The following is a 20,322-nucleotide window of genomic DNA, read 5'->3' as shown; positions in this document are numbered from 1 at the left end:
GCCCCAGCGAAATGCTGGGGCTTATTCTTTTATTCGATTGGCAACTCTTCTCTTTGTCCCCATTCAGTCCAAGAACCGTCATAAACGGATAAATTTTCATAACCGCACAAGTGCGCCGCCAGTAACACAATTGCAGCCGTCACGCCTGAACCACAACTGAATATGGTGGCTTCTTTATCGTCGCTCAATGATAAAGAGAGTATTTTTCGCAACTCGTTAACTGGTTTTAGCTTGTGTCCGTCCATCAGTTCGGCAAAAGGTTGGCACACTGAATTTGGAATGTGTCCACCACGAACGCCAGCACGAGGTTCGGGCACTTCTTTGTTGAAGCGCTGCCTTGAGCGTGCGTCGACGGTAAGGGATGCAGGGTTATCGATTTGGTTAAGAACGTAAGTCGAATCGACAAAGTAACTCGGGTTAAGTGTTCCTGTGAAGTTACCGAGTTTATGCGGCTGGTCGTACTGCTGTACGGTGTCGAATCCTTGTTTCTTCCACTCTGTAAGGCCGCCATCAAGTACATAAACATGCTCATGCCCCATAGCTTTGAGCATCCACCATGCTCGAGGCGATGCGAACGTTCCGCTATTGTCATAAACCACAATCACTGATTCGTTGTTTAAACCGAGTTCTTGAGCTAAGCCAATGAATCGTTCTTGAGATGGCATCATATGGGGAAGATCGCAGTCGATGTCGCAAAACTCTTTGTCATAATCAAACCTCAGCGTGTTTGGAATGAGGTTCTCGGTGTCTTTTTCGACTTCTCCGGGGATTTGAAAATTGATGCTGGCATCAAGAAGCACCAAGTTAGGATTGTCGAGTTGCTGAACAACCCATTGCGGTGTAACGAGTGGTGACATAGAGATTCCTTTTCTACTATTGCTTGCACTTTATAACGGCGTAGGAAACGACGTTGGAAAAGACGCCCGCTTGTTGCTTCAGCGTAACAGTCGAACCTTCGGGGCAGTCGATTTTTGCGTCAGATTGGACAAGTAGGTTTTGAGCATCTTCCGTTTCCACGTTGAGGTAACGCCGATGCCCATCTAACGATTGAGTGACAGTCTGTGAAATGACAGTTGCTTGAATGGTTTCGCTATTAAATTGGGGTTTTAGCCAGAGCGTGACAACAAGTACCAGCGAACAAAACAATAAGGCGACAAGATAGATTTTAGGGTTATTCATCAATACATTACCGCCTTATCGTTAGCAAAAATGCGTTTAGTTACATACTGAACAAGTTGGCATTTTCATCAACTTCATCTCACGCCAAGACATGGTCATCGCATCAAGCATTAGTATCTTCCCTTGTTTAGGGGTACCGTAGTTTGCGATGACCTTGATGGCTTCCATTGCTTGCACTGCGCCAACAATGCCAACAACCGGCGCCATGACTCCGGCTTCAACACAGCTTAACGCGCCATCACCAAACAACGCACTGAGACATTCATAACAAGGCTGCTCCGCATCTTGATAAGTAAAGACGCTGATTTGACCTTCCATTCGAATGGCTGCGCCGGAAACAAGAGGCACTTTAGCCGCGTAGCAAAGGCGATTGAGTTGGTTGCGTGTGTCGACATTGTCTGAGGCATCGAGCACCAAGGTGTGTTGCTCGATCAGCGTTTTCAGTTCAGTGTCGCTCAGTCGCTTATCAACCGTCGCAACGTTGAGGTACGGGTTGAGCTCCTTTAGTGCATCGGCCGCGGATTCAACCTTTTTTTTACCAATGTCTGAGTCATGGTGAAGTACTTGGCGCTGTAAATTAGACAGCTCTACCACGTCATCATCCACTAGGGTCAATTTGCCAACGCCAGCGGTTGCAAGATATTGGCTTGACGCGCAGCCTAATCCACCAGTGCCTAACACCAACACAGAGCTTTGTTTGAGCGCCTCTTGCCCTTCAAAATCAAACTGCTTGAGTATGATCTGACGGTTGTATCGCAGCATCTCTTGGTCAGATAAAATCTCCAATGGATGCTCCTAGTATAAGGTTGAGTTAAACAGTTGAATGTTCACGGTTTCTCCCGCTTCTACACGACCACGCTCGCGCTCCAATACGACAAAACAATTGGCTAAGCTCATGGAGCGGAAGGCGCCTGAACTTTGGTTGCCTGTGGTTTCAACCACAAACTGACCATTTTCAATGCGATAGATACCGCGCTGATAATCTGTGCGGCCAGGTACTTTCTTGAACGCACTTTTGGTAATTGCAGGGATCGATTCCGGTGCTTTCCATTCAGTGTGTCCAGCAAGTTTTGCAAGCATCGGTTGAACAAGAACGTACATGGTTAACACCGCCGAGACAGGGTTGCCCGGCAAGCCGCAGAACCAAGCGGTAGACAGTTTGCCAAAGGCGAAAGGTTTACCAGGTTTAATGGCCAGTTTCCAAAAGCCGATTTGTCCAAGCTCTTCGAGAATGTCTTTGGTGTAGTCGGCTTCTCCGACACTAACACCGCCAGAGGTCACGACAACGTCAGCCAGTGACTGCGCTTGCTCAAAGGTCGCTTTTAGTTTCTCAGGGCAATCGGGAATGATACCCAAGTCGATAGGTTCACAACCAAAATTCTCGATGAGTGGCTTAATGCCGTAACGGTTGCTGTCGTAGATTTGACCTTCATCCAAAGGTTCGCCAAGAGGCTTAAGTTCGTCGCCAGTTGAGAAAAACGCAACGCGAGGTTTCCTAACGACGGTCACATGGCTAATACCCAGCGTCGCGATCATCGGAATGTCACGTGAGGTTAGGCGAGAACCACCCGGCAATACGACGTCACCTTGACTAATATCGTCACCGGTAGGGCGAATATTGTTTTGCGGCTTCACATCGGTTTGATTGAATTGGATACCTGAATCGGTTACTTCGGTGTTTTCTTGCATGATGACCGCGTCACAGCCATCTGGGATTTTCGCGCCCGTCATTATGCGAACGCAGTGGCCGTTTGGCCAGTCACCTTCAAAAGGTTGCCCGGCGAAGGATTTACCCGCAACAGGCATAACGTTGTTGGCTTGTAAATCGGCAATACGAATTGCGTAGCCGTCCATCGCTGAATTATCGAAAGGAGGAACGAATATCGGGGAAAGAATGTCTTCTGCTAAAACGTAGCCGATAGCTTCGGCAAGCGGCAATTGTAGGGTAGTTTGGATTGGTTTGATTGGCGATAGCATTTGTTCCATCGCATCTTCAAGTGGCATCAAGCCAGGAGCGTCACAACAGCCCATATCGAAATCCTAATTATTTATTTTATTAGAGTGTTTATTGGCAAGCACTTTACCACATAATAGACCGTGGCAATAATGACCCCCAGTAAAATATGGGTGTAATTATTCAAAAATCCGAGTATCCTTGTCTGCCATCCTAAAGGGGTAAATAAGAGGAATTGGAATGTCTGGTCTTAGCGAATCCGCGAAGTTGGTAAAAGATGCGCTAGAAAGCCGAGGATTAGAGACACCGATGGTGCCTAATCAGTTCAATCGTGAAGAGAAGAAACAGAAAATTGAGCATCACATGCACAAGATTCTCTCTTTGCTTGAGCTTGACCTTACGGATGACAGTTTAGAAGAAACGCCACGCCGTATTGCCAAGATGTACGTTGATGAAATCTTCTCTGGTTTAGATTATTCCAATTTCCCGAAAATCACCGTCATTGAAAACAAAATGAACGTCAGTGAAATGGTGCGTGTAAAAGACATTACAGTCACGAGTACGTGTGAGCACCATTTAGTGACCATTGATGGACGTGCCGCCGTCGCGTACATTCCGCGTGGCAAGATTATCGGCTTATCTAAGATTAATCGTATTGTCCGTTTCTTCGCTCAACGCCCACAAGTGCAAGAGCGAATGACTCAGCAAATTTTGGTCGCACTGCAAACCTTGCTCGAGTCTGATGATGTTGCTGTTACGATCGATGCAACGCATTACTGCGTGAAGTCTCGTGGAGTGATGGATGCAACTAGCGAGACAACTACGACGGCTTTAGGTGGTATTTTTAAATCGAATCCAGCCACACGCCATGAGTTTTTACACGGCATTCGCTAGGCAAGATTCGGTAAACTGATTTCCAAAAACCGCTTCCATTATGAGGCGGTTTTTACTTTTTAAATCGCGTTATTCACACTGTAAATTACGCGTAGTATACAAGGTAAATTTGTGACAACTTCATTCAAAACGCTCAACTTAAGACCAGAACTGACTGAAACTTTGGATAGTCTAGGCTACACCGAGATGACACCCATTCAGCAACAGGCATTGCCTTTGGTTCTCGCGGGGAAAGATGTGATCGGGCAGGGTAAAACCGGCTCGGGTAAAACCGCGACATTCTCGCTGGGTTTGTTGAGCAACCTAAACGTTAGCCGCTTTAGAGTACAAACTTTGGTTTTGTGTCCAACACGAGAGCTTGCCGACCAAGTGGCGAAAGAGATCCGTACCCTAGCGCGCGGTATTCATAACATCAAAGTACTTACCCTTTGTGGTGGTATGCCAATGGGGCCACAGATTGGCTCTTTGGAGCATGGCGCGCATATTTTAGTGGGGACGCCAGGTCGTATTCTTGATCATATGTCAAAAGGGCGTATCAGTCTCAAAGAGCTTAACACGCTGGTGCTAGATGAAGCCGATAGAATGCTGGATATGGGCTTTGAAGAAGCCATTGATACCATTATTGAAGCGGCGCCTAGTAAGCGTCAAACTCTGCTGTTTAGTGCGACATTCCCAGACAACATCGAGTCGTTGTCGGAAAAAGTGATGGTCGCGCCTGAAATGGTCAAAGTGGAATCCACGCACCAGAAAAGCACCATCGAGCAACGATTCTTCAAGCTAAATAGCACTGAGGAGCGCGATGATGCCCTCGAAGCGCTACTCCTAACGCATAAACCTGAATCTTCAGTTGTGTTCTGCAACACCAAAAAAGAGGTCCAAAACGTGACCGATGAACTGAGCCACCGCGGTTTTAGTGTGGTTGAGTTGCATGGTGATATGGAACAGCGCGAGCGCGAACAGGCATTGACCATGTTTGCCAATAAAAGTATCTCGATTCTCGTGGCAACAGATGTCGCTGCACGAGGCTTAGATGTCGACAACTTGGATGCGGTGTTTAACTTCGAGCTCTCAAGAGACCCAGAAGTTCACGTCCACCGCATTGGTCGTACAGGTCGTGCTGGTTCGAAAGGGGTAGCATTTAGCTTCTATAGTGAAAAAGAAGAGTACCGCGTTGCTCGTATTGATGAGTACATGGATATCGCAGTTTCACCATCAGAATTGCCTGAGAAACTAATCGAGCGCCCGTTTTACCCTAAGATGCAAACGATCCAAATTCTGGGTGGGAAAAAACAGAAAGTGCGTGCGGGTGACATCCTCGGCGCTTTAACCAAACAAGCTGGCCTCGATGGTAAAAAGATTGGCAAGATCAACATTTTGCCAATGGTTTCTTACGTTGCGGTGGAGCACGACATCGTAAAACCAGCGTTAAAGCAGCTACAAACTGGAAAAATGAAAGGGCGCAATTTTAAAGCGCGCATCATGAAGTAATTAAGTGACATGATAAGAAGGAGCCGTTTGGCTCCTTTTTTAATAGGTGAACTTGTAGGTGACACCAAGACTGGCAGACCAACCGAGATCGCGTTGAATTAAGGGTGAGTCGCTATCATGATGTTCAAGTTCTAACTTGGCTAACCCCAACCAGTTTTCAGACAGATTATAAATACTGATAAGCCCAGCTTGATAAACCCAACTGCTGCCTGAGTCATACTCGTCTAAGCCCGATAAACGAGACTCATCGGCGGAAATCGAATAGAGGTGGCGAGAAAGCTTTTTGTCTAGATAATCGACCTCGATGTAAGGCGTAAGCGTGATGTCGTTGAAGGGCAAATCCAAAGTTCGACCTAAATGTAGTTGCACCTCGTAACCATTATGTTCGCTCGTGACATCGTGTAAGTATGTCAAGCGTGCCCCGACGGTACCGACAGTAAAACCAAGCTCACCATTGCCATCTCGATTGTCGATACCTGATGGAATGTCATCGAAATCATCCGAGACTTGTGCAAAGCGCCAGTTTCCACTGAGGCCAAAATAAGGCAGAACCGAAACATTGATTAAACTGCCATCAATAAATCCATACTGGCCATTGTAAAAGACATTGGGTTCGGCAGAGATACCAGCTTCGTCTTTGTCAGAAAACACAGTTTGACCATAATTGACGCTGCCGCCGATAAAGCCGAAATCGTAATATTGCTCTTGCGCGTGGGTAGTAAAGCAAAGCCAAAAAGCGGTAGAGGCGAGCAGTAAGCCCGGTTTTGTGATAGTCATAGATTTCTCCTTTAATCTACAAATATCAGAACGGTCAATAACAAAAATAATTGCATCGAAGCTGAAAAATCTTCTGGGCAATGCCTAAACAAAAAGGCCAACTCGAAAGTTGGCCAATTCATCGACGTTTGGATGGATTAACTGTCGAACAAGTAAAGGTACTCAGCGTAGCCCTCTTTCTCGAGATCTTCTTTAGCGATAAAACGCATTGCAGCAGAGTTCATGCAGTAACGCAGCCCTGTTGGCGCAGGTCCGTCTTTAAAGACATGACCTAAGTGGGAATCCCCAAATCGACTACGAACTTCCGTTCTTGGATAGACTAGGTGATAGTCAGTTTTAGTGACAATGTAACCTGCGTTGATCGGTTTCGTAAAGCTCGGCCAACCTGTGCCCGATTTGTATTTATCGGTGGAGCTAAATAAGGGCTCGCCGGAGACAATATCGACATAGATGCCGTCACGCTTATTATCCCAATATTCGTTACGGAACGCTCGTTCGGTGCCTTCCTCTTGAGTGACGTAATATTGCAATTCAGACAGCTTGGACTTGATTTCGTCGTCCGAAGGTTTTGCGTACGGCTTAATGCTTGAAACGGCTTTTTTCTCATCGATTAATTGGCGTAACGTTTTTGGATCATCTTTACGAGATTCACCAAAGATACCATCCAAATATTGGTCACGACCGGATGCGTAGCGATAGTAGTTGTAACGGATTTTATTACGCTTGTAGTAGTCTTGATGATACTCTTCTGCTGGCCAAAACTTCTCAAACTCAATCAGTTCTGTTTTAAGCGGTTTTTTGAAGATACCGAGTTCATCTATCTCGGTCATAAAGCGCTGAGCAATTTGTTTTTGAACATCATTGTGATAGAAGATAGCTGGTCGATAATGTCGACCTCGATCTACAAACGAACCTTGATCGTCGGTCGGGTCGATGTGACGAAAAAACTGGTCAAGGACTTGCTCATAGCTGACGGCTTTTGGGTCATACTTCACTTCAATGACCTCGATGTGACCCGTTTTACCCGATGAGACTTGTTTGTATGTTGGGTTTTCCAACTCACCACCAGAGTACCCGGATACAACGTCTAAAACGCCTGGGAGTTTTTCTAAATCCGACTCAGTACACCAAAAGCAGCCTCCCGCTAGCGTAGCCACCTCGTAGCCTTTTAACGGTTGCCCCGAGCCATCCTTAGCGCTGCCCCAAAATGATGCCATAAGTGCCAGCAAGGCAACGGATGGAAGGGCAAATTTCAACTTCACTTTCATATCAACCTCATCGATTGTTTTTGTTATCGCTAGATAAGAACGAGTTATCTTGGAAAAAATTTCACTTTCTCATTTGTAGTCATATTAACGTGCCCAGATCACTGACAAAGGGAGAGCGCTGAGAAATCGTTGCTGAATGAAAGACTGTCTCTACGTGCAACCAGTATGTAAGCATATGTATGGGATTGTCGGCGAACGCGATGAATCACAATAAACTCCAAGTCAATGGATTATAAATAATTTTGATTGGGTTTATTTGAGGGCCGTGATGAAAACAATAACCACAACGCTACTGTTCGCCGCTATGCTAACCGCAGGGTGCAATAGTACAGACAATACGTCCAAGACAAATATTGAGCCTCATGTTGTTCACGGGGTAAACATAGAGTCAGTTCCAGCGCAGTTTTCTGATTATTCGCGAGCGGGTTACGACCGTTATGTCGGCGTCAAAGCGCCAAACGGAAAGTCTATTCATATTTTGATCATGGATCGTTTAACTGAGCACCAAATTGTAAAAGCAGTGAATGTCCTTAAACACTATCTGGAGCCTGTGCCTGAGACTGAATTTGGTCGAGCTGCTCAAAAAGCCAAGATAGCCAACACGATGGCTAACAATCACGCCGTGTTAAAGCTGATGAACTACCATGATGCGCCCAAATATAACGATGATCTCGAAGGGCAGCCCTTATTTGAGGAAGAAATTCAGGTAGAGGGAGGTAAGTGGTACGTAAACCAAGATTACAACGAACATCGAGATGCGTCATACGAGGAAATTTTGCATCTTGTTCATGATTACGGAATTGGTGTTTACAACTCACCAGAAGAAAACGAAATGGCGTTGCCTATCTTTGCAAAAAGGTTCAATACGATTCAGCAGCAATCGCTACACATTGCCTACAATCCACCAGCCGATACATTAAAAGAGTGGCAAGATGAAGTGAGTGTTGATCAAGAGTACTTTGCTGCTGTTATCGACAGTTACTATGGTCTTTGGGGGGCTTTCCAAGGGGAAGGTATGTGGGGGATGTATAAAGTGAAAACTCGACAAGACTTCGATACCCTAGATTCAAATGCAAAGGCGATCACTGAGCAAATATTTGCCAAAACACTCACCTACGATGCCTACATTGACGATTCCTTTACAGGCACGTTCAAAATGCGATTTGATGTGAAAGCTCCGTACACTCACCATTCTCAGTACCTAACAAAACTGACGTTGTCTGGAAGTAATGACAGCGACGTTCAACTTAATCAGTATGACAATATTATTAAAGGGAATTCTGGTGAAAACACGGTTGTCGCCAGTGGGGTGAGGGCTGACTACACCATAGAGCGTGATAGTGGCGGACAAGTGCGCTTAATAGATACGATTTCTGATCGTGATGGCGCAAACACGCTATCGAATATTGAGAAAATTCAATTCACCGATCAAACCGTGACTTTGTAGACTAAATTGCAAAGAAAAAGAGCCCTCGATTTATTGAGGGCTCTTTAGTGTATAACGAGGTTTAGCCAAGTGATGGCAAAAGACCTACAGTGATCAGCACTTGAGCAAACACGATAACGACGCCGACCGCGCTCGTCGCGACAAGCCCCGCATTGCCGCCTTTAACTTGGTAAAGATGTTTAGGTGCGTCAACACGAGCTTTTCGCACCATCAAAATTGGTAGGAAAATGGCTAATACAACCAAGGCAATCGCTGCATAGCCAAGTGCCATAATGAATCCTTGTGGGTAAAACAGCGCAAATCCCATGGGTGGCAGGAAGGTGATTAACCCGGTCATCACGCGAGAGCCGCCGTTTGTCTTCTTCTTCAAGGTGTCCCCTAAAAACTCAAACAAACCCAAGCTTACGCCAAGAAAAGAGGTCAGCAGCGCAAGATCTGCGAAGATCCCGATGGTTTGGCTGAGGTTAGATTGATGAACGGTTTGAGAGAGAGTTCCGATCAATGCGCTTAAGCCTTGATTCTCAAGTAGCGTCTGTTGGTTTACGACTCCAAGTGTAACCACTTGCCAAAACACGTAAATGATGAGAGGAATGGCAGAGCCAATGACAATGGCTTTGCGAAGCGATGGAGTGTGTCCGTCTAAGTAGTTTACGATAGCAGGAATACTGCCGTGAAAGCCAAACGAAGTGAAAATGACAGGGATTGCAGCGATCACAATGCCTTGCTCGACAGGCATACTTAACAGGTAAGACTCAGTCACATTTGGCGCCAAAAACGTCAGCACAAGTGCCATCGCCACCACTTTAACCAAGAACAAAACGCGGTTTACCTTGTCAACGGTTGCTGTGCCAATCGTGACAACGCTTGCAACGATTAAGGTAAAGAGGAGTGTAGAAGTCGTTGAAGAAACCTCGATCCCGACGAATGCCTGAATACGCTCACCAAACTGTGAACCACCTCCGGCGATGTAAGCAGCACAAAGGGCGTAAAACAGGAACATCATAGCAAAGCTTGCTACCCACTTTCCTTTTTTGCCGAGAAACTGGTTTGCTAACGTATGTAAAGTCGCATCTTGTTCAGCATGCTGGTGGACCTCAACCATCAATAACGCGGTATACGCCATCAATGCCCATAGACCTAGCATGATAGCGAGTGATGTGGTGAAACCGATGCCTGCCGAAGCAAGAGGAAGGGCGAGCATGCCTGCGCCAATGGTGGTGCCTGCGATGATCAAAGTACTACCGAAAACCTTTGATTTAGTCATGTATATAATTCTTTACATTATTGGTTGTGTATTTAGCTGTTATGGCTAGTGAATAAACTGAAACTAGCCATTAATCCTTAGTTTTGTGCATTGTGTAAAAATAAAAGAACACTTTCAAGTAAAATGTACAGATTTATTGCTATGGATGTAAACTTATATATACAGCAGCTTGTGATGTTTGATTGCAAACGGTTTCATGGGATTGCAGTCAAAGCGTGATAAAAAATTACTTTGCACTTTCACGAAACTGTCATATAAGAGGTTTAAAAAGGAACAATAGCCCACATATACAAGGTGAGACTTGTAAGCAGGTCTATAAAGTTGTTTATCAAAGGAGGTCAGAATGAGTGACCAAACACAAAATGAAGAATGCCTAGAACTGCTAGATGCAATGGAAATTGGCTTCGAGCTTTCAGACTACGAACAGTCAATCGAAGCATTAGCAGAAGAAATCTTCAATAAATAAGCCTAGGCTCGTGCCTAGCTACCAGAATGAGCCAGTGCAATCGCGCTGGCTTTGTGCTTTTATAAGCCAAGCGATAACAATCTGGGAATCATGTGAACTATCTTGCCCATTTACACATTGCGGATTATTGTCAGTCGAGCCTGTTAGGGAACTTGCTGGGTGATTTTGTTAAAGGCGATCCGCAAGGGAAATATCAACCGTCCATTGTACAAGGCGTTCGCCTGCATCGTTTCGTAGATGGGTTTACCGACAATCACCCCCTAGTCAAACAAGCAAAAGGGTTGTTTCCCCAAGGCCCGCGCCGATTCTCTGGCATTGCACTCGACATGTTTTGGGACCATTGTCTTGCACGTGATTGGGACGCTTTTCACCACCTGTCTCTTGAGCTATTTTGTACTCATGCCGAACGCCAAGTTAACGCTACGCAAACCAGATTACCTGAACGATTTGAACGAATTAACGGTTTGATGTGGGAAGGGCGTTGGTTAGAGTCTTATCAAAGCCTAGATAATATTGGCTACGCATTAGAAAGAATGTCACGTCGTTCGACACGAATGGGACAATTGACAGAATGTACTCCCTATTTGGAGCAGAATTATGAGCAACTAAGCCAACTATTTGCCCGCCTGTATCCCGATGTACTAACTGCGAGCAAGAGATTCTGATAGAATCGTCGACCTTGCATTTATAGGTAACACGCATGTCGACGCAATTTGAATCACTTGGGCTATGTCCAACCATACTTTCCACATTATCTTCACTCGGCTTTGAGCAACCCACAGAGGTTCAAACGCAAGCTATTCCTCACGTATTGGAGGGGAAAGACGTTTTAGCCGGCGCTCAAACGGGGACGGGAAAAACGGCGGCATTTGGTTTACCGATCATCCAAAAATTAATCGAGTCTGAGGCAAAACGCGATCCACAAAGTAATGACGTTCGCGCCTTGGTTCTGGTTCCGACTCGCGAGCTTGCTCAGCAGGTATTCGACAATCTCGTTCAATACGCACAAGCAACTGAACTAAAAATTGTTGCTGCTTACGGCGGTACCAGTATGAATGTGCAAACTCGTAATTTGGAACAAGGTTGCGACATTCTGATCGCAACGCCGGGACGTTTAATCGATCATATGTTTTGTAAAAACGTGAGCCTTCTTAAGTCAGAGTTTTTGGTGCTCGACGAAGCGGATCGCATGTTAGATATGGGATTCATGCCTGACATCCAACGTATTCTTAAGCGTTTTAATGCCGTTAGACAGACTCTGTTCTTTTCCGCGACGTTTGATAAGCGAATAAAGAACATCGCTTACAAGCTTCAATCTGAACCGGTTGAGGTACAAGTCTCTGCATCAAACAGCACCGCTGAAACCGTCAAACAGATGGTGTATCCCGTTGACAAAAAACGTAAAGCGGAGCTCCTTGCGTATTTGATCGGCTCTCGAAACTGGCAGCAAGTCTTGGTTTTTACCAAAACCAAGCAGGGCAGTGATGCGCTGGTTAAAGAGCTAAAACTCGATGGCATTAAAGCGGCATCAATCAATGGTGACAAAAGCCAAGGTGCGCGTCAGAAAGCGCTTGATGATTTCAAAGCAGGCAAAATTAGAGCTCTGATCGCAACTGACGTCGCCGCTCGAGGTCTTGATATACAAGAGCTAGAGCAAGTGGTTAACTTCGATATGCCGTATAAAGCAGAAGACTACGTTCATCGTATCGGTCGTACTGGCCGAGCTGGCAAAGAGGGCTTCGCGGTCTCCTTTATGAGTCGCGACGAACACTACTTACTTGAAGCGATTGAACGTCTCTTGGACACGCGTTTACCGCAAGAATGGCTACAAGGTTTTGAGCCAAGTTTAGTAGAAGAAGTCGAGCCAGAACGTTCACCGCGAAGAAAGAGTCGCTCGTCTGACAAGCGTAAAATGAAGGCAAAATTGAAAATTCACGCGAATCGAGGCAAGAAACGCTAACCATCAAGGTAATGGCTATGACCAGTAAAAGAGAGTTAGCGGACATCAAACTCACATTGCTTAACTTGAGTGATGTAGAGCAGCTGCTCGCGTTTGAGATCGAAAATCAAACTTGGTTCGAGCAGTTTATTCCCCCGAGAGAGCAAGACTTTTACTCGTTGGAGGGGGTTACTCAGCACATTCAAGAGTTCTTACTTGAGTTCAAGTGTGACCGTTTGCTCCCATTGCTGATAAAAGATAATAGCGGCCAGATCATCGGGCGTCTCAATTTTACCAACGTTGATTTAAAAAAAGGCACCGCTCATGTTGGTTACCGTGTTGGCCAACACTCTGTTTCCAAAGGTGTTGCGACGATCGCGTTGAATAAGGGAATAACCGAACTGAGCCGTAAAGGGATCAAGCGGTTATTTGCTTATGCCGATGAAAACAACATGGCGTCACGAAAAGTTCTTACTACCAATGGGTTTGTCAAAGTTCGTATCGTGGAAAACTACGCGCGGTTGCATAGCAAGCCGATAAATTGTATAGAGTTTACTTGTCTAATAAATAAACGATAAGGAAGCACTCAATGGAATTTCCAGTCTCAGCAGCATGTCAGTGTGGTCAAGTCAGTTACACACTTAAACGCGCTCCAATGAAGGTCTTTGCCTGCCATTGCCAAGAATGCCAAAAGCTCTCAACAAGCCCATATAGCGTTACGGCGGTGTGCAATACCGAAGACGTAGAATTTCGTGGTGAGATGTCACAGTGGGAGCGCTTAGCCGAAAGTGGCAACAAGAATTATGCGAAATTTTGTCCTCAATGTGGTAATCGCATCTACCACTACAACCCAGATGCACCAGAAACAGTAAAACTCAAACTAAAACCTGTGGGCAGTGAAGTCTCCGAGGAGTTTGCCCCTCAAGCACATGTCTGGGTGAGTGAAAAGCAGTCCTGGCTTACGTTAGATGAAGGGACGGTGTGCTTTGATAAGCAGCCTTAGAAAACAAAATGGGGAGCAATTGTGCTCCCCATTTTAATGTTTGGTGTTATGCGTATTGGGCTAACTGCATTTTCCAGCGTTTACGTTGTGAGCTGAGCTCTTGTTTAAGATGTTGATAGCGCAGTTTAAGTAATGAGCATTCGTACTTTTCAGTCAGGCTACTCTTTTGCGCTTCAAGAACTTGTTTCTTGATCTCATAGTAGTTACTCATTTTAGTGATCAGTTGTTCAAACTCTCGATTTAATGCCTCTTTAAGCTGTGAAGCATTGGGTAGGTTTTCGATTTTTCTTTGTGCGATTTCACGACACATCTTAGCGCGCGCTTTTTCAATTTTGAGCTTGGGCGTCACTCGTAATTTACGAGTCAAACCTAGCCATGAACAACTCTTAATTAGCCATTTCGTTGGGTCATACTGCCACCAATAAATGCCATTTCGGTAATCGTTCTCGAAGATGTGGTGATAGTTGTGGTATCCCTCGCCAAAGGTAAAGAATGCTAACACGCCATTATCACGAGCGGTGTTTTTGTCTGTGTAGGGTTGGCTGCCCCAAATATGAGCCAGTGAGTTAATAAAGAAGGTGGAATGGTGGCTAAGAACCAATCGAAGAACACCCACAACCAACAGCATACCAAGGACATCACCATAAACAATGCCTAAAGCAAGTGGGATTCCAACGTTGGTTAAGATCGCGATTGGAATATAGTACTTGTGCTGCCACATCACGATTTTATCTTTCTGTAAGTCGCGGCAATTGCTGTAATCGGAATAGGTATTTGCGTTGTACTCACGCAGCATCCAACCAATGTGTGAAAACCAAAAGCCGCGTTTAGCTGAATATGGGTCTTTGTCGTTGTGATCTACATGTTTGTGGTGGATTCGATGGTCTGAACTCCAGTGAAGCGCGCTGTTTTGTAGAGCAAACGCCCCACCAATAGCAAAAATAAATCGCAGCAGTCCGTGTGCTTCATAAGTTTTGTGTGACCAGAGACGATGGTAACCCGCCGTGATCGACAAGTTACAGAATGAAAATGCGACGATAAACCAAATCAAGTGCTCAACACCATATCCTGTCGTAAAACCATACCAAGGAACGACGACGAGAGCGACGAGAAATGATAAGAGAAAAATAGCGATATTGAGCCATATCAGTGGCGGTTTACGCTCGGTGGACATGGATAGATTTCCTTTCAGCTAACAATTGTACGCTAGAATATCAGCGTACACGTGTAAGTCAAATGAAAGGAAATCAAAAAGTGACTAGGGTCTGTTAACCTTTCGCGGTTAAATTTTGTTCGGATGGGGACGCCTAGTCAAAATCGTTTTAGGCGCGGCAAGGGTTGTGTAGCCTAGTCATTCTAAGTAAATACCCGTTAACAAAGCATAAAACGATTTTAGTCCGGGGCGCGTAGCCGAACCCTTCGGGCAGCGTTTGTGGTTCATTTCTACTGCGTTATCGGCTTTTCATGTAGGCTAGCTACACTTCAAAGCCTCTGCCTTGTAGAAATTTCCCACAAACTGCTGCAAAAATCAGCTCGAAAGATCAACAGCCCCTAAATCATCGTTAAAAGTCGAGCGCGTTGCGACGGCTGCAACACGCTTTTGTTCCAGAGTTATTGGCTTTTTGTTAAATGTTTAATAGTATGAAGAGGTATACAATCCTTAACAGGACGTAATAAGGACTACAAATGGAATTAAAAGTAGCTGAATATAGCGATTACGAACGTATCGCTACGCTGCACGCACAAAGCTGGAAGCAGTTTTACCAAGGTATTCTTGGTAAAGAGTATCTAGAAAATGAAGTATTAGAAGAACGCTTAGCCGTTTGGCAAACTCGCCTTATCAACCCTCCCTTTAATCAACACGTGATTTTAATTGAAGAGGGGGGACTGCTGTGCGGATTTATTTGCGCTTTTGGCAATCATGATTTTGAAAAAGGCACCATTATTGATGCTTTGCATATTGACGATGCCTATCGAGGGAAAGGGCTAGGTTCTATCCTGATTGAAGAAATGGCGAAGTGGATTCATCAATATTTTCCCGATAATGGCGTTTACTTGGAAGTGATGAAAGATAACCTCCAGGCTATAGAGTTTTATGACTATATTGGCGGAAAAAATGCGCAAGAAAGACTCTGGAACGCCCCTTGCGGTAATCAAGTCACTGAATTGGTCTATTGCTGGAAATCCCCCGAGATTATGCTTGAAAACATCATGGCTCACGCCAAATCCAGTTTAGTAACAAATTGAAACACTTAACTTCCTTCCTCTGATATTCTTCGGACACAACATAGTAGCCCGTTAGGTAATTTGGCCAAGCCTCTTTAAATATTACCTAACGGTCTATTCATGAAAAAAACACTGCTATTGTCTGCACTAACCAGTGCAATTTTACTATCAGGATGTGGTGAACAAAACCAAGGGAACAATCAAGCGCCAGCGCCACTTGTTGTTGCGGAACAAGTGAAAACTATTGAGCATCAAGCGAGCAAATCCTACATTGGCCGCGTAGAAGCGGTTGAAGACACCAACATTACTGCTCAGGTCACTGGCTATTTGAAACAACGTCATTTTGACGAAGGCCAAATGGTCGAGCAGGGCCAATTGCTCTATTCGATTGAACCTTCCTCTTTCCAAGCTCAGGTCGCGACTGCAAAAGCGACGCTTGCACAAGCCAATGCAGCACTTAAAAAAGCAGAACTGGACTTTCAGCGCGGCAAAAACTTACTCCCTAAGGGCAGTATTTCGCAATCAGAATTCGATAATCTTAACGCCACCTTATTAGGCGCAACAGCCCAGGTTGAAGCGGCTAAAGCTCAGCTTCATCTTGCAGAGGTGAATCTGTCGTACACCGAAATTCGTGCTCCATTTTCTGGTCGGATTGCACAAAGTAAAGTCAGCACGGGCGATCTGTTGTCACCACAGTCGGGCATCTTAACGACATTAGTGAGTCTTGATCCAATCCATACAAGTTTTAGCATCAGTGAACGAGAGCGTTTGCAAATGGGGATGGACAAGGTGACTAGTCGTTCTGCCAACGAAGCCGACTCCGTTGAAGTTAAAGTAGTGTTGGAAAATGGGGAATACTTCCCACATGCAGGCCAACTTGACTACTTAGGCAACCGAATTGACTTAGATACAGGCACTATATCAATGCGCGCAGTGGTGTCTAATCCAGAGCTACGATTATTACCCGGTCAACATGTTCGTGTTGAACTCAAAGAAAAGCAGGCGAGAGATGCGTTGGTGATTCCGCGCCGCGCAGTGCAAACCGATCTCGAAGGTAACTTTGTAATGGTAGTAACAGAGGGGAACGTTGCGGAACGCCGCAATGTCGAACTTGGCCATCAAGTTGAAGGAGGAATTATTATCCGTAGTGGAATTGCCGACACGGATAAGGTGATTACCCAAGGCCTTCAACGAGTACGTAACGGTGTTCCTGTGCGAACAGACGCAGAATAAAGGAGCTTAAATGTTAAGTCGATTCTTTATCCAGCGTCCAAAGTTTGCGCTGGTTATCTCCATCATACTAACCTTAGCTGGAGCGATCGCGTTGGCGATCCTTCCTGTTGCTGAATACCCTAAAATAAGCCCTCCGTCAGTAAGCGTCACGGCGTACTACACGGGTGCCAGTGCAGAGGTGGTTGAGCAAGCTATCGCAGATCCAATAGAAACATCGGTCAATGGTGTTGAGGACATGATTTACATGTCTTCGAAAAGTGCCAACGATGGCTCTTATAACCTCAACGTCACGTTTGATGTTGGGACCGATCCTGATATGGCGCAAGTCAACGTTCAAAACCGCGTTTCTCAGATTGAGTCGAAGCTTCCTCAAGAAGTGAGGATGGTCGGTGTAACGGTTAAGAAGCGATCTCCTGACCTGTTAATGGTGCTTAACTTCTATTCACCAGACGGAAAATACGACGATCAATTCTTGATTAACTACATTAACTTGAATGTAAAAGATCAGCTTGCTCGAGTGAAAGGCATCAGTGAAGTAAGCGTCATCGGCGGCGGCGAATACGCCATGCGTGTTTGGCTAGATCCTGAGAAGATGGCGAACCTAAAACTGACTACGTCAGACATACACGCAGCGCTCGCTGAGCAGAACGTGCAAGTTGCTGCAGGCCGTGTTGGTGCGGCGCCTTACAATGATGTTCAAGAAGTCCAGTTTAACTTGGTGACCAAAGGGCGTCTTGAAAGCGTTGGTGAGTTCGAAAACGTCGTCTTGCGAGCAAATAGTGACGGTTCAACGGTTTACCTCAAAGATGTGGCTCGTGTAGAGCTAGGTAAAAAGTTTTACGACGGCAGCGGCAAGTATCGTGGTCAAGATGCGTCAATTGTAACGTTATCGCTTCAATCTGATGCTAACGCACTGGAAAGTGGCCAAGCTGTTGTGGAAATGCTTGATAAACTGAGTGTTAACTTCCCTGAAGGGATGGAATACGAAGCAAGCTATGACACAACGCTATTCGTTGCTGAATCAATCAAAGGCGTTGTTAAAACACTTATTGAAGCGATTTTGCTGGTTATTGCGGTGACGTACTTGTTCTTAGGCAGTGCTCGAGCAACCTTGATTCCTGTTGTTGCAATCCCTGTGTCACTAATTGGTACGTTTGCTGTGATGCAAGCGACTGGCTTCACCATCAATACGGTGACTTTGTTTGGTTTGATTCTGGCTATCGGTATCGTGGTGGATGATGCGATCCTCGTGATTGAGAATGTCGATACCACCATGGCAAAAGACCCAAGTATCAGTCCACGTAAAGCGACGTTGATTGCAATGAAAGAGGTGACGGGGCCGATCATTACTTCGACCTTGGTGCTGCTTGCGGTGTTCTTACCAGTGGCGATGTTGCCGGGTATTACAGGGATTATGTACCGTCAGTTCGCTTTAACGATCTGTATTTCTGTGGTCATTTCATCAATTAACGCGCTAACCTTGTCTCCGGCTTTGTGCTCATTGGTACTGAAACAAGGGGGTGGAAACACATCGCGTTGGTTCGCTGTATTCAATCAAGGGTTAGAAAAAATCACTCACCGTTACGGTCAGGTAGCGGGTTTCTTGGTCAAAAAAGCCATGTTGCTTGGGGCGTTTTTCCTTGTCGCAATTGCGGCGGTGACCTTCTTCGCGAAAACGACATCAACGGCGTTTGTCCCTCAAGAAGACAAAGGAATCCTGCTGGTTAATGTCCAACTCCCAGATGCGGCGTCCTTGTCGAGAACGCAAGAAGTGACCGAGCAGTTAGTCGATATGGTTGAACAAGAACCCGGTGTCGATGGTGTCACTGTAGCAAATGGCTTTGCCTTTATGACAGGCGCTGCTGCGTCAAACGGTGCGTCACTGTTTATCAAATTGGAAGACTGGGATACGCGTAATGCGTTGGAAGGCGATCACTCTTCAACTGCGATAGCACAACGCATCAATGGCCGTGCCGCGATGGAATTACCACAAGCGGTTGTTTTTGCGATGGGGCCTCCTGCGGTACCTGGTATGGGGGCAGCTTCTGGTTTCGAATTTGTTCTTGAAGATACCCTAGGTCGCAGTCGCACCGATCTTGCAATGGTCATGGGGCAGGTGATTGAAGCGGCAAATAAGCAACCGGAAATCGCCTATACGTTTAGTACCTTCCGTGCCAATGTTCCCCATTACTATGTGGACATTGACCGAGAGAAAGCGCAGCAATTGGGAGTGCCACTTTCAAGTATCTTCCAAACGCTACAGGGTAACTTAGGTTCGCTCTACGTGAATGATTTTACGATGTTTGGCAAAAACTTTCGCGTAACGATGCAAGCCGACAGTGAACATCGTAGCAGCATGGATGATTTAGAGCGCTTCCACGTTCGAACATCACAAGGCGTGATGGTGCCGCTTAGTACCTTGGTGAGTTACGAGCAAATCTTTGAACCAGATGTCGCTTGGCGTTACAACATGTACCGTAGTGCCATTATCCAAGGTCAACCAGCACCGGGTTATTCAAGTGGTGATGCCATTGCTGCAATGGAGCGAGTGGCGGCAGAAGTTCTCCCTCATGGCTATCAATATGAGTGGACTGGATTGGCCTATCAAGAAGTGCTTGCTGGAAACCAAGCGATCTTTGCATTCGCACTTGCACTGATATTTATCTATCTGTTCATGGTTGCTCAATATGAGAGTTGGAGTATTCCGTTGGCGATAATCTTGGTGGTGCCTATTGCTACGTTGGGATCGTTCTTAGCACTTAATTTGACGGGAACGCCGCTCAATTTATATGCGCAAATTGGCTTAGTGTTGTTGATTGCGCTCGCCGCAAAGAATGCAATTCTGATTGTGGAATTCGCCAAAGTTGAGCGAGAAGAGAAAGATGTGCCAATCGATGAAGCTGCGGTACATGGTGGTAAGCTGCGTTTCCGAGCGGTGAATATGACATCGTGGTCATTCATCTTAGGTATTTTCCCGCTGATTTTTGCCTCAGGTGCAGGGCACGTGAGCCAGAACTCGTTGGGTATCTCATTGATTGGTGGTCTACTCTGCGTATTGTTGGCGGGCACCTTCTTGATACCTGGTTTCTATGCTGTTGTTCAGCGCCAGCGAGAGAAGATACACGGTGGTAATACCAAGATGGTTCCATTGGATGATGAGTAACAACTAAAACGAAAAGCCCGC

19 protein-coding genes are annotated in these 20,322 nt (G+C 45.7%); 11 read left to right on the top strand and 8 right to left on the bottom strand.

The window, feature by feature from the left end:
- Positions 1 to 29: 29 nt before the first annotated feature.
- Genes U9J37_RS14515 through moeA form a run of 4 tightly spaced genes read right to left on the bottom strand, consistent with a single transcriptional unit; the run spans position 30 to position 3,210 of the window.
- Positions 30 to 857, bottom strand: coding sequence for a sulfurtransferase (locus U9J37_RS14515; protein ID WP_005471296.1), 828 nt, complete (start codon positions 855 to 857; stop codon positions 30 to 32).
- Between the two features lie 16 nt (positions 858 to 873).
- Positions 874 to 1,179 (bottom strand): hypothetical protein, encoded by a 306-nt coding sequence (locus U9J37_RS14510; protein ID WP_005471218.1) that lies wholly within the window; start codon positions 1,177 to 1,179, stop codon positions 874 to 876.
- A 36-nt stretch (positions 1,180 to 1,215) separates the two neighbouring features.
- Positions 1,216 to 1,965 carry a molybdopterin-synthase adenylyltransferase MoeB gene (moeB, locus tag U9J37_RS14505; protein ID WP_005471178.1) on the bottom strand — a complete coding sequence of 250 codons (750 nt, stop codon included), beginning with the start codon at positions 1,963 to 1,965 and terminating at the stop codon, positions 1,216 to 1,218.
- Between the two features lie 9 nt (positions 1,966 to 1,974).
- Positions 1,975 to 3,210, bottom strand: coding sequence for a molybdopterin molybdotransferase MoeA (moeA, locus tag U9J37_RS14500; RefSeq protein ID WP_005471326.1), 1,236 nt, complete (start codon positions 3,208 to 3,210; stop codon positions 1,975 to 1,977).
- 163 nt (positions 3,211 to 3,373) lie between these two features.
- On the opposite strand from moeA, the gene folE reads away from it, so the two are divergent.
- Both folE and dbpA read left to right on the top strand, forming a co-directional pair.
- The gene (folE, locus tag U9J37_RS14495) at positions 3,374 to 4,027 is read left to right on the top strand and encodes a GTP cyclohydrolase I FolE (RefSeq protein WP_005471197.1); all 654 of its coding nucleotides are present in this window, start codon (positions 3,374 to 3,376) and stop codon (positions 4,025 to 4,027) included.
- A gap of 111 nt (positions 4,028 to 4,138) precedes the next feature.
- Positions 4,139 to 5,515: an ATP-dependent RNA helicase DbpA gene (gene dbpA / locus U9J37_RS14490; RefSeq protein WP_005471355.1), complete on the top strand. Its 1,377-nt coding sequence runs from the start codon at positions 4,139 to 4,141 to the stop codon at positions 5,513 to 5,515.
- Positions 5,516 to 5,554: 39 nt separating this feature from the next.
- On the opposite strand, the gene U9J37_RS14485 is transcribed toward dbpA, so the two are convergent.
- Both U9J37_RS14485 and msrB read right to left on the bottom strand, forming a co-directional pair.
- The gene (locus tag U9J37_RS14485) at positions 5,555 to 6,292 is read right to left on the bottom strand and encodes a MipA/OmpV family protein (RefSeq protein WP_005471323.1); all 738 of its coding nucleotides are present in this window, start codon (positions 6,290 to 6,292) and stop codon (positions 5,555 to 5,557) included.
- Positions 6,293 to 6,429: 137 nt separating this feature from the next.
- On the bottom strand, positions 6,430 to 7,560 hold the full coding sequence (gene msrB / locus U9J37_RS14480; protein ID WP_416200460.1) for a peptide-methionine (R)-S-oxide reductase MsrB: 1,131 nt from the start codon (positions 7,558 to 7,560) through the stop codon (positions 6,430 to 6,432).
- Positions 7,561 to 7,828: 268 nt separating this feature from the next.
- Here msrB and U9J37_RS14475 point away from each other — a divergent pair, with 268 nt between their 5' ends.
- Entirely contained in the window at positions 7,829 to 9,007 is a 1,179-nt protein-coding gene (locus U9J37_RS14475; protein ID WP_005471307.1) for a hypothetical protein, read from the top strand.
- Positions 9,008 to 9,068: 61 nt separating this feature from the next.
- On the opposite strand, the gene U9J37_RS14470 is transcribed toward U9J37_RS14475, so the two are convergent.
- Positions 9,069 to 10,271: an aromatic amino acid transport family protein gene (locus tag U9J37_RS14470; RefSeq protein ID WP_005471284.1), complete on the bottom strand. Its 1,203-nt coding sequence runs from the start codon at positions 10,269 to 10,271 to the stop codon at positions 9,069 to 9,071.
- Between the two features lie 343 nt (positions 10,272 to 10,614).
- Between U9J37_RS14470 and U9J37_RS14465 the strand changes: the two genes are divergently transcribed.
- The 5 genes from U9J37_RS14465 (at position 10,615) to U9J37_RS14445 (ending at position 13,679) form a co-directional block, all read left to right on the top strand.
- Positions 10,615 to 10,737, top strand: coding sequence for a hypothetical protein (locus U9J37_RS14465; RefSeq protein WP_005471320.1), 123 nt, complete (start codon positions 10,615 to 10,617; stop codon positions 10,735 to 10,737).
- A 92-nt stretch (positions 10,738 to 10,829) separates the two neighbouring features.
- Complete coding sequence (locus U9J37_RS14460) at positions 10,830 to 11,402, top strand: acyl carrier protein phosphodiesterase (RefSeq protein ID WP_005471340.1); 573 nt, start codon at positions 10,830 to 10,832, stop codon at positions 11,400 to 11,402.
- 35 nt (positions 11,403 to 11,437) lie between these two features.
- Positions 11,438 to 12,697: a DEAD/DEAH box helicase gene (locus U9J37_RS14455; RefSeq protein WP_005471204.1), complete on the top strand. Its 1,260-nt coding sequence runs from the start codon at positions 11,438 to 11,440 to the stop codon at positions 12,695 to 12,697.
- Positions 12,698 to 12,714: 17 nt separating this feature from the next.
- Positions 12,715 to 13,254, top strand: a complete 540-nt coding sequence (locus tag U9J37_RS14450; RefSeq protein WP_005471410.1) for a GNAT family N-acetyltransferase — start codon at positions 12,715 to 12,717, stop codon at positions 13,252 to 13,254.
- Between the two features lie 11 nt (positions 13,255 to 13,265).
- Entirely contained in the window at positions 13,266 to 13,679 is a 414-nt protein-coding gene (locus U9J37_RS14445; RefSeq protein ID WP_005471321.1) for a GFA family protein, read from the top strand.
- Between the two features lie 46 nt (positions 13,680 to 13,725).
- Here the strand turns inward: U9J37_RS14445 and U9J37_RS14440 are convergent, their stop codons facing one another.
- On the bottom strand, positions 13,726 to 14,853 hold the full coding sequence (locus U9J37_RS14440; RefSeq protein ID WP_005471252.1) for a fatty acid desaturase: 1,128 nt from the start codon (positions 14,851 to 14,853) through the stop codon (positions 13,726 to 13,728).
- Between the two features lie 512 nt (positions 14,854 to 15,365).
- Between U9J37_RS14440 and U9J37_RS14435 the strand changes: the two genes are divergently transcribed.
- The 3 genes from U9J37_RS14435 (at position 15,366) to U9J37_RS14425 (ending at position 20,301) form a co-directional block, all read left to right on the top strand.
- Positions 15,366 to 15,926: a GNAT family N-acetyltransferase gene (locus tag U9J37_RS14435; protein WP_005471216.1), complete on the top strand. Its 561-nt coding sequence runs from the start codon at positions 15,366 to 15,368 to the stop codon at positions 15,924 to 15,926.
- A gap of 99 nt (positions 15,927 to 16,025) precedes the next feature.
- Entirely contained in the window at positions 16,026 to 17,138 is a 1,113-nt protein-coding gene (locus tag U9J37_RS14430; protein ID WP_005471424.1) for an efflux RND transporter periplasmic adaptor subunit, read from the top strand.
- A 10-nt stretch (positions 17,139 to 17,148) separates the two neighbouring features.
- Entirely contained in the window at positions 17,149 to 20,301 is a 3,153-nt protein-coding gene (locus U9J37_RS14425) for an efflux RND transporter permease subunit (RefSeq protein ID WP_005471417.1), read from the top strand.
- The last annotated feature ends 21 nt before the right edge of the window (positions 20,302 to 20,322 follow it).

Source organism: Vibrio sp. 16, from assembly GCF_963681195.1.
Classification (GTDB): domain Bacteria; phylum Pseudomonadota; class Gammaproteobacteria; order Enterobacterales; family Vibrionaceae; genus Vibrio; species Vibrio sinaloensis_D.
The sequence above is the reverse complement of the archived record's forward strand: the minus strand, read 5'-3'. Positions and strand labels throughout refer to the sequence as shown.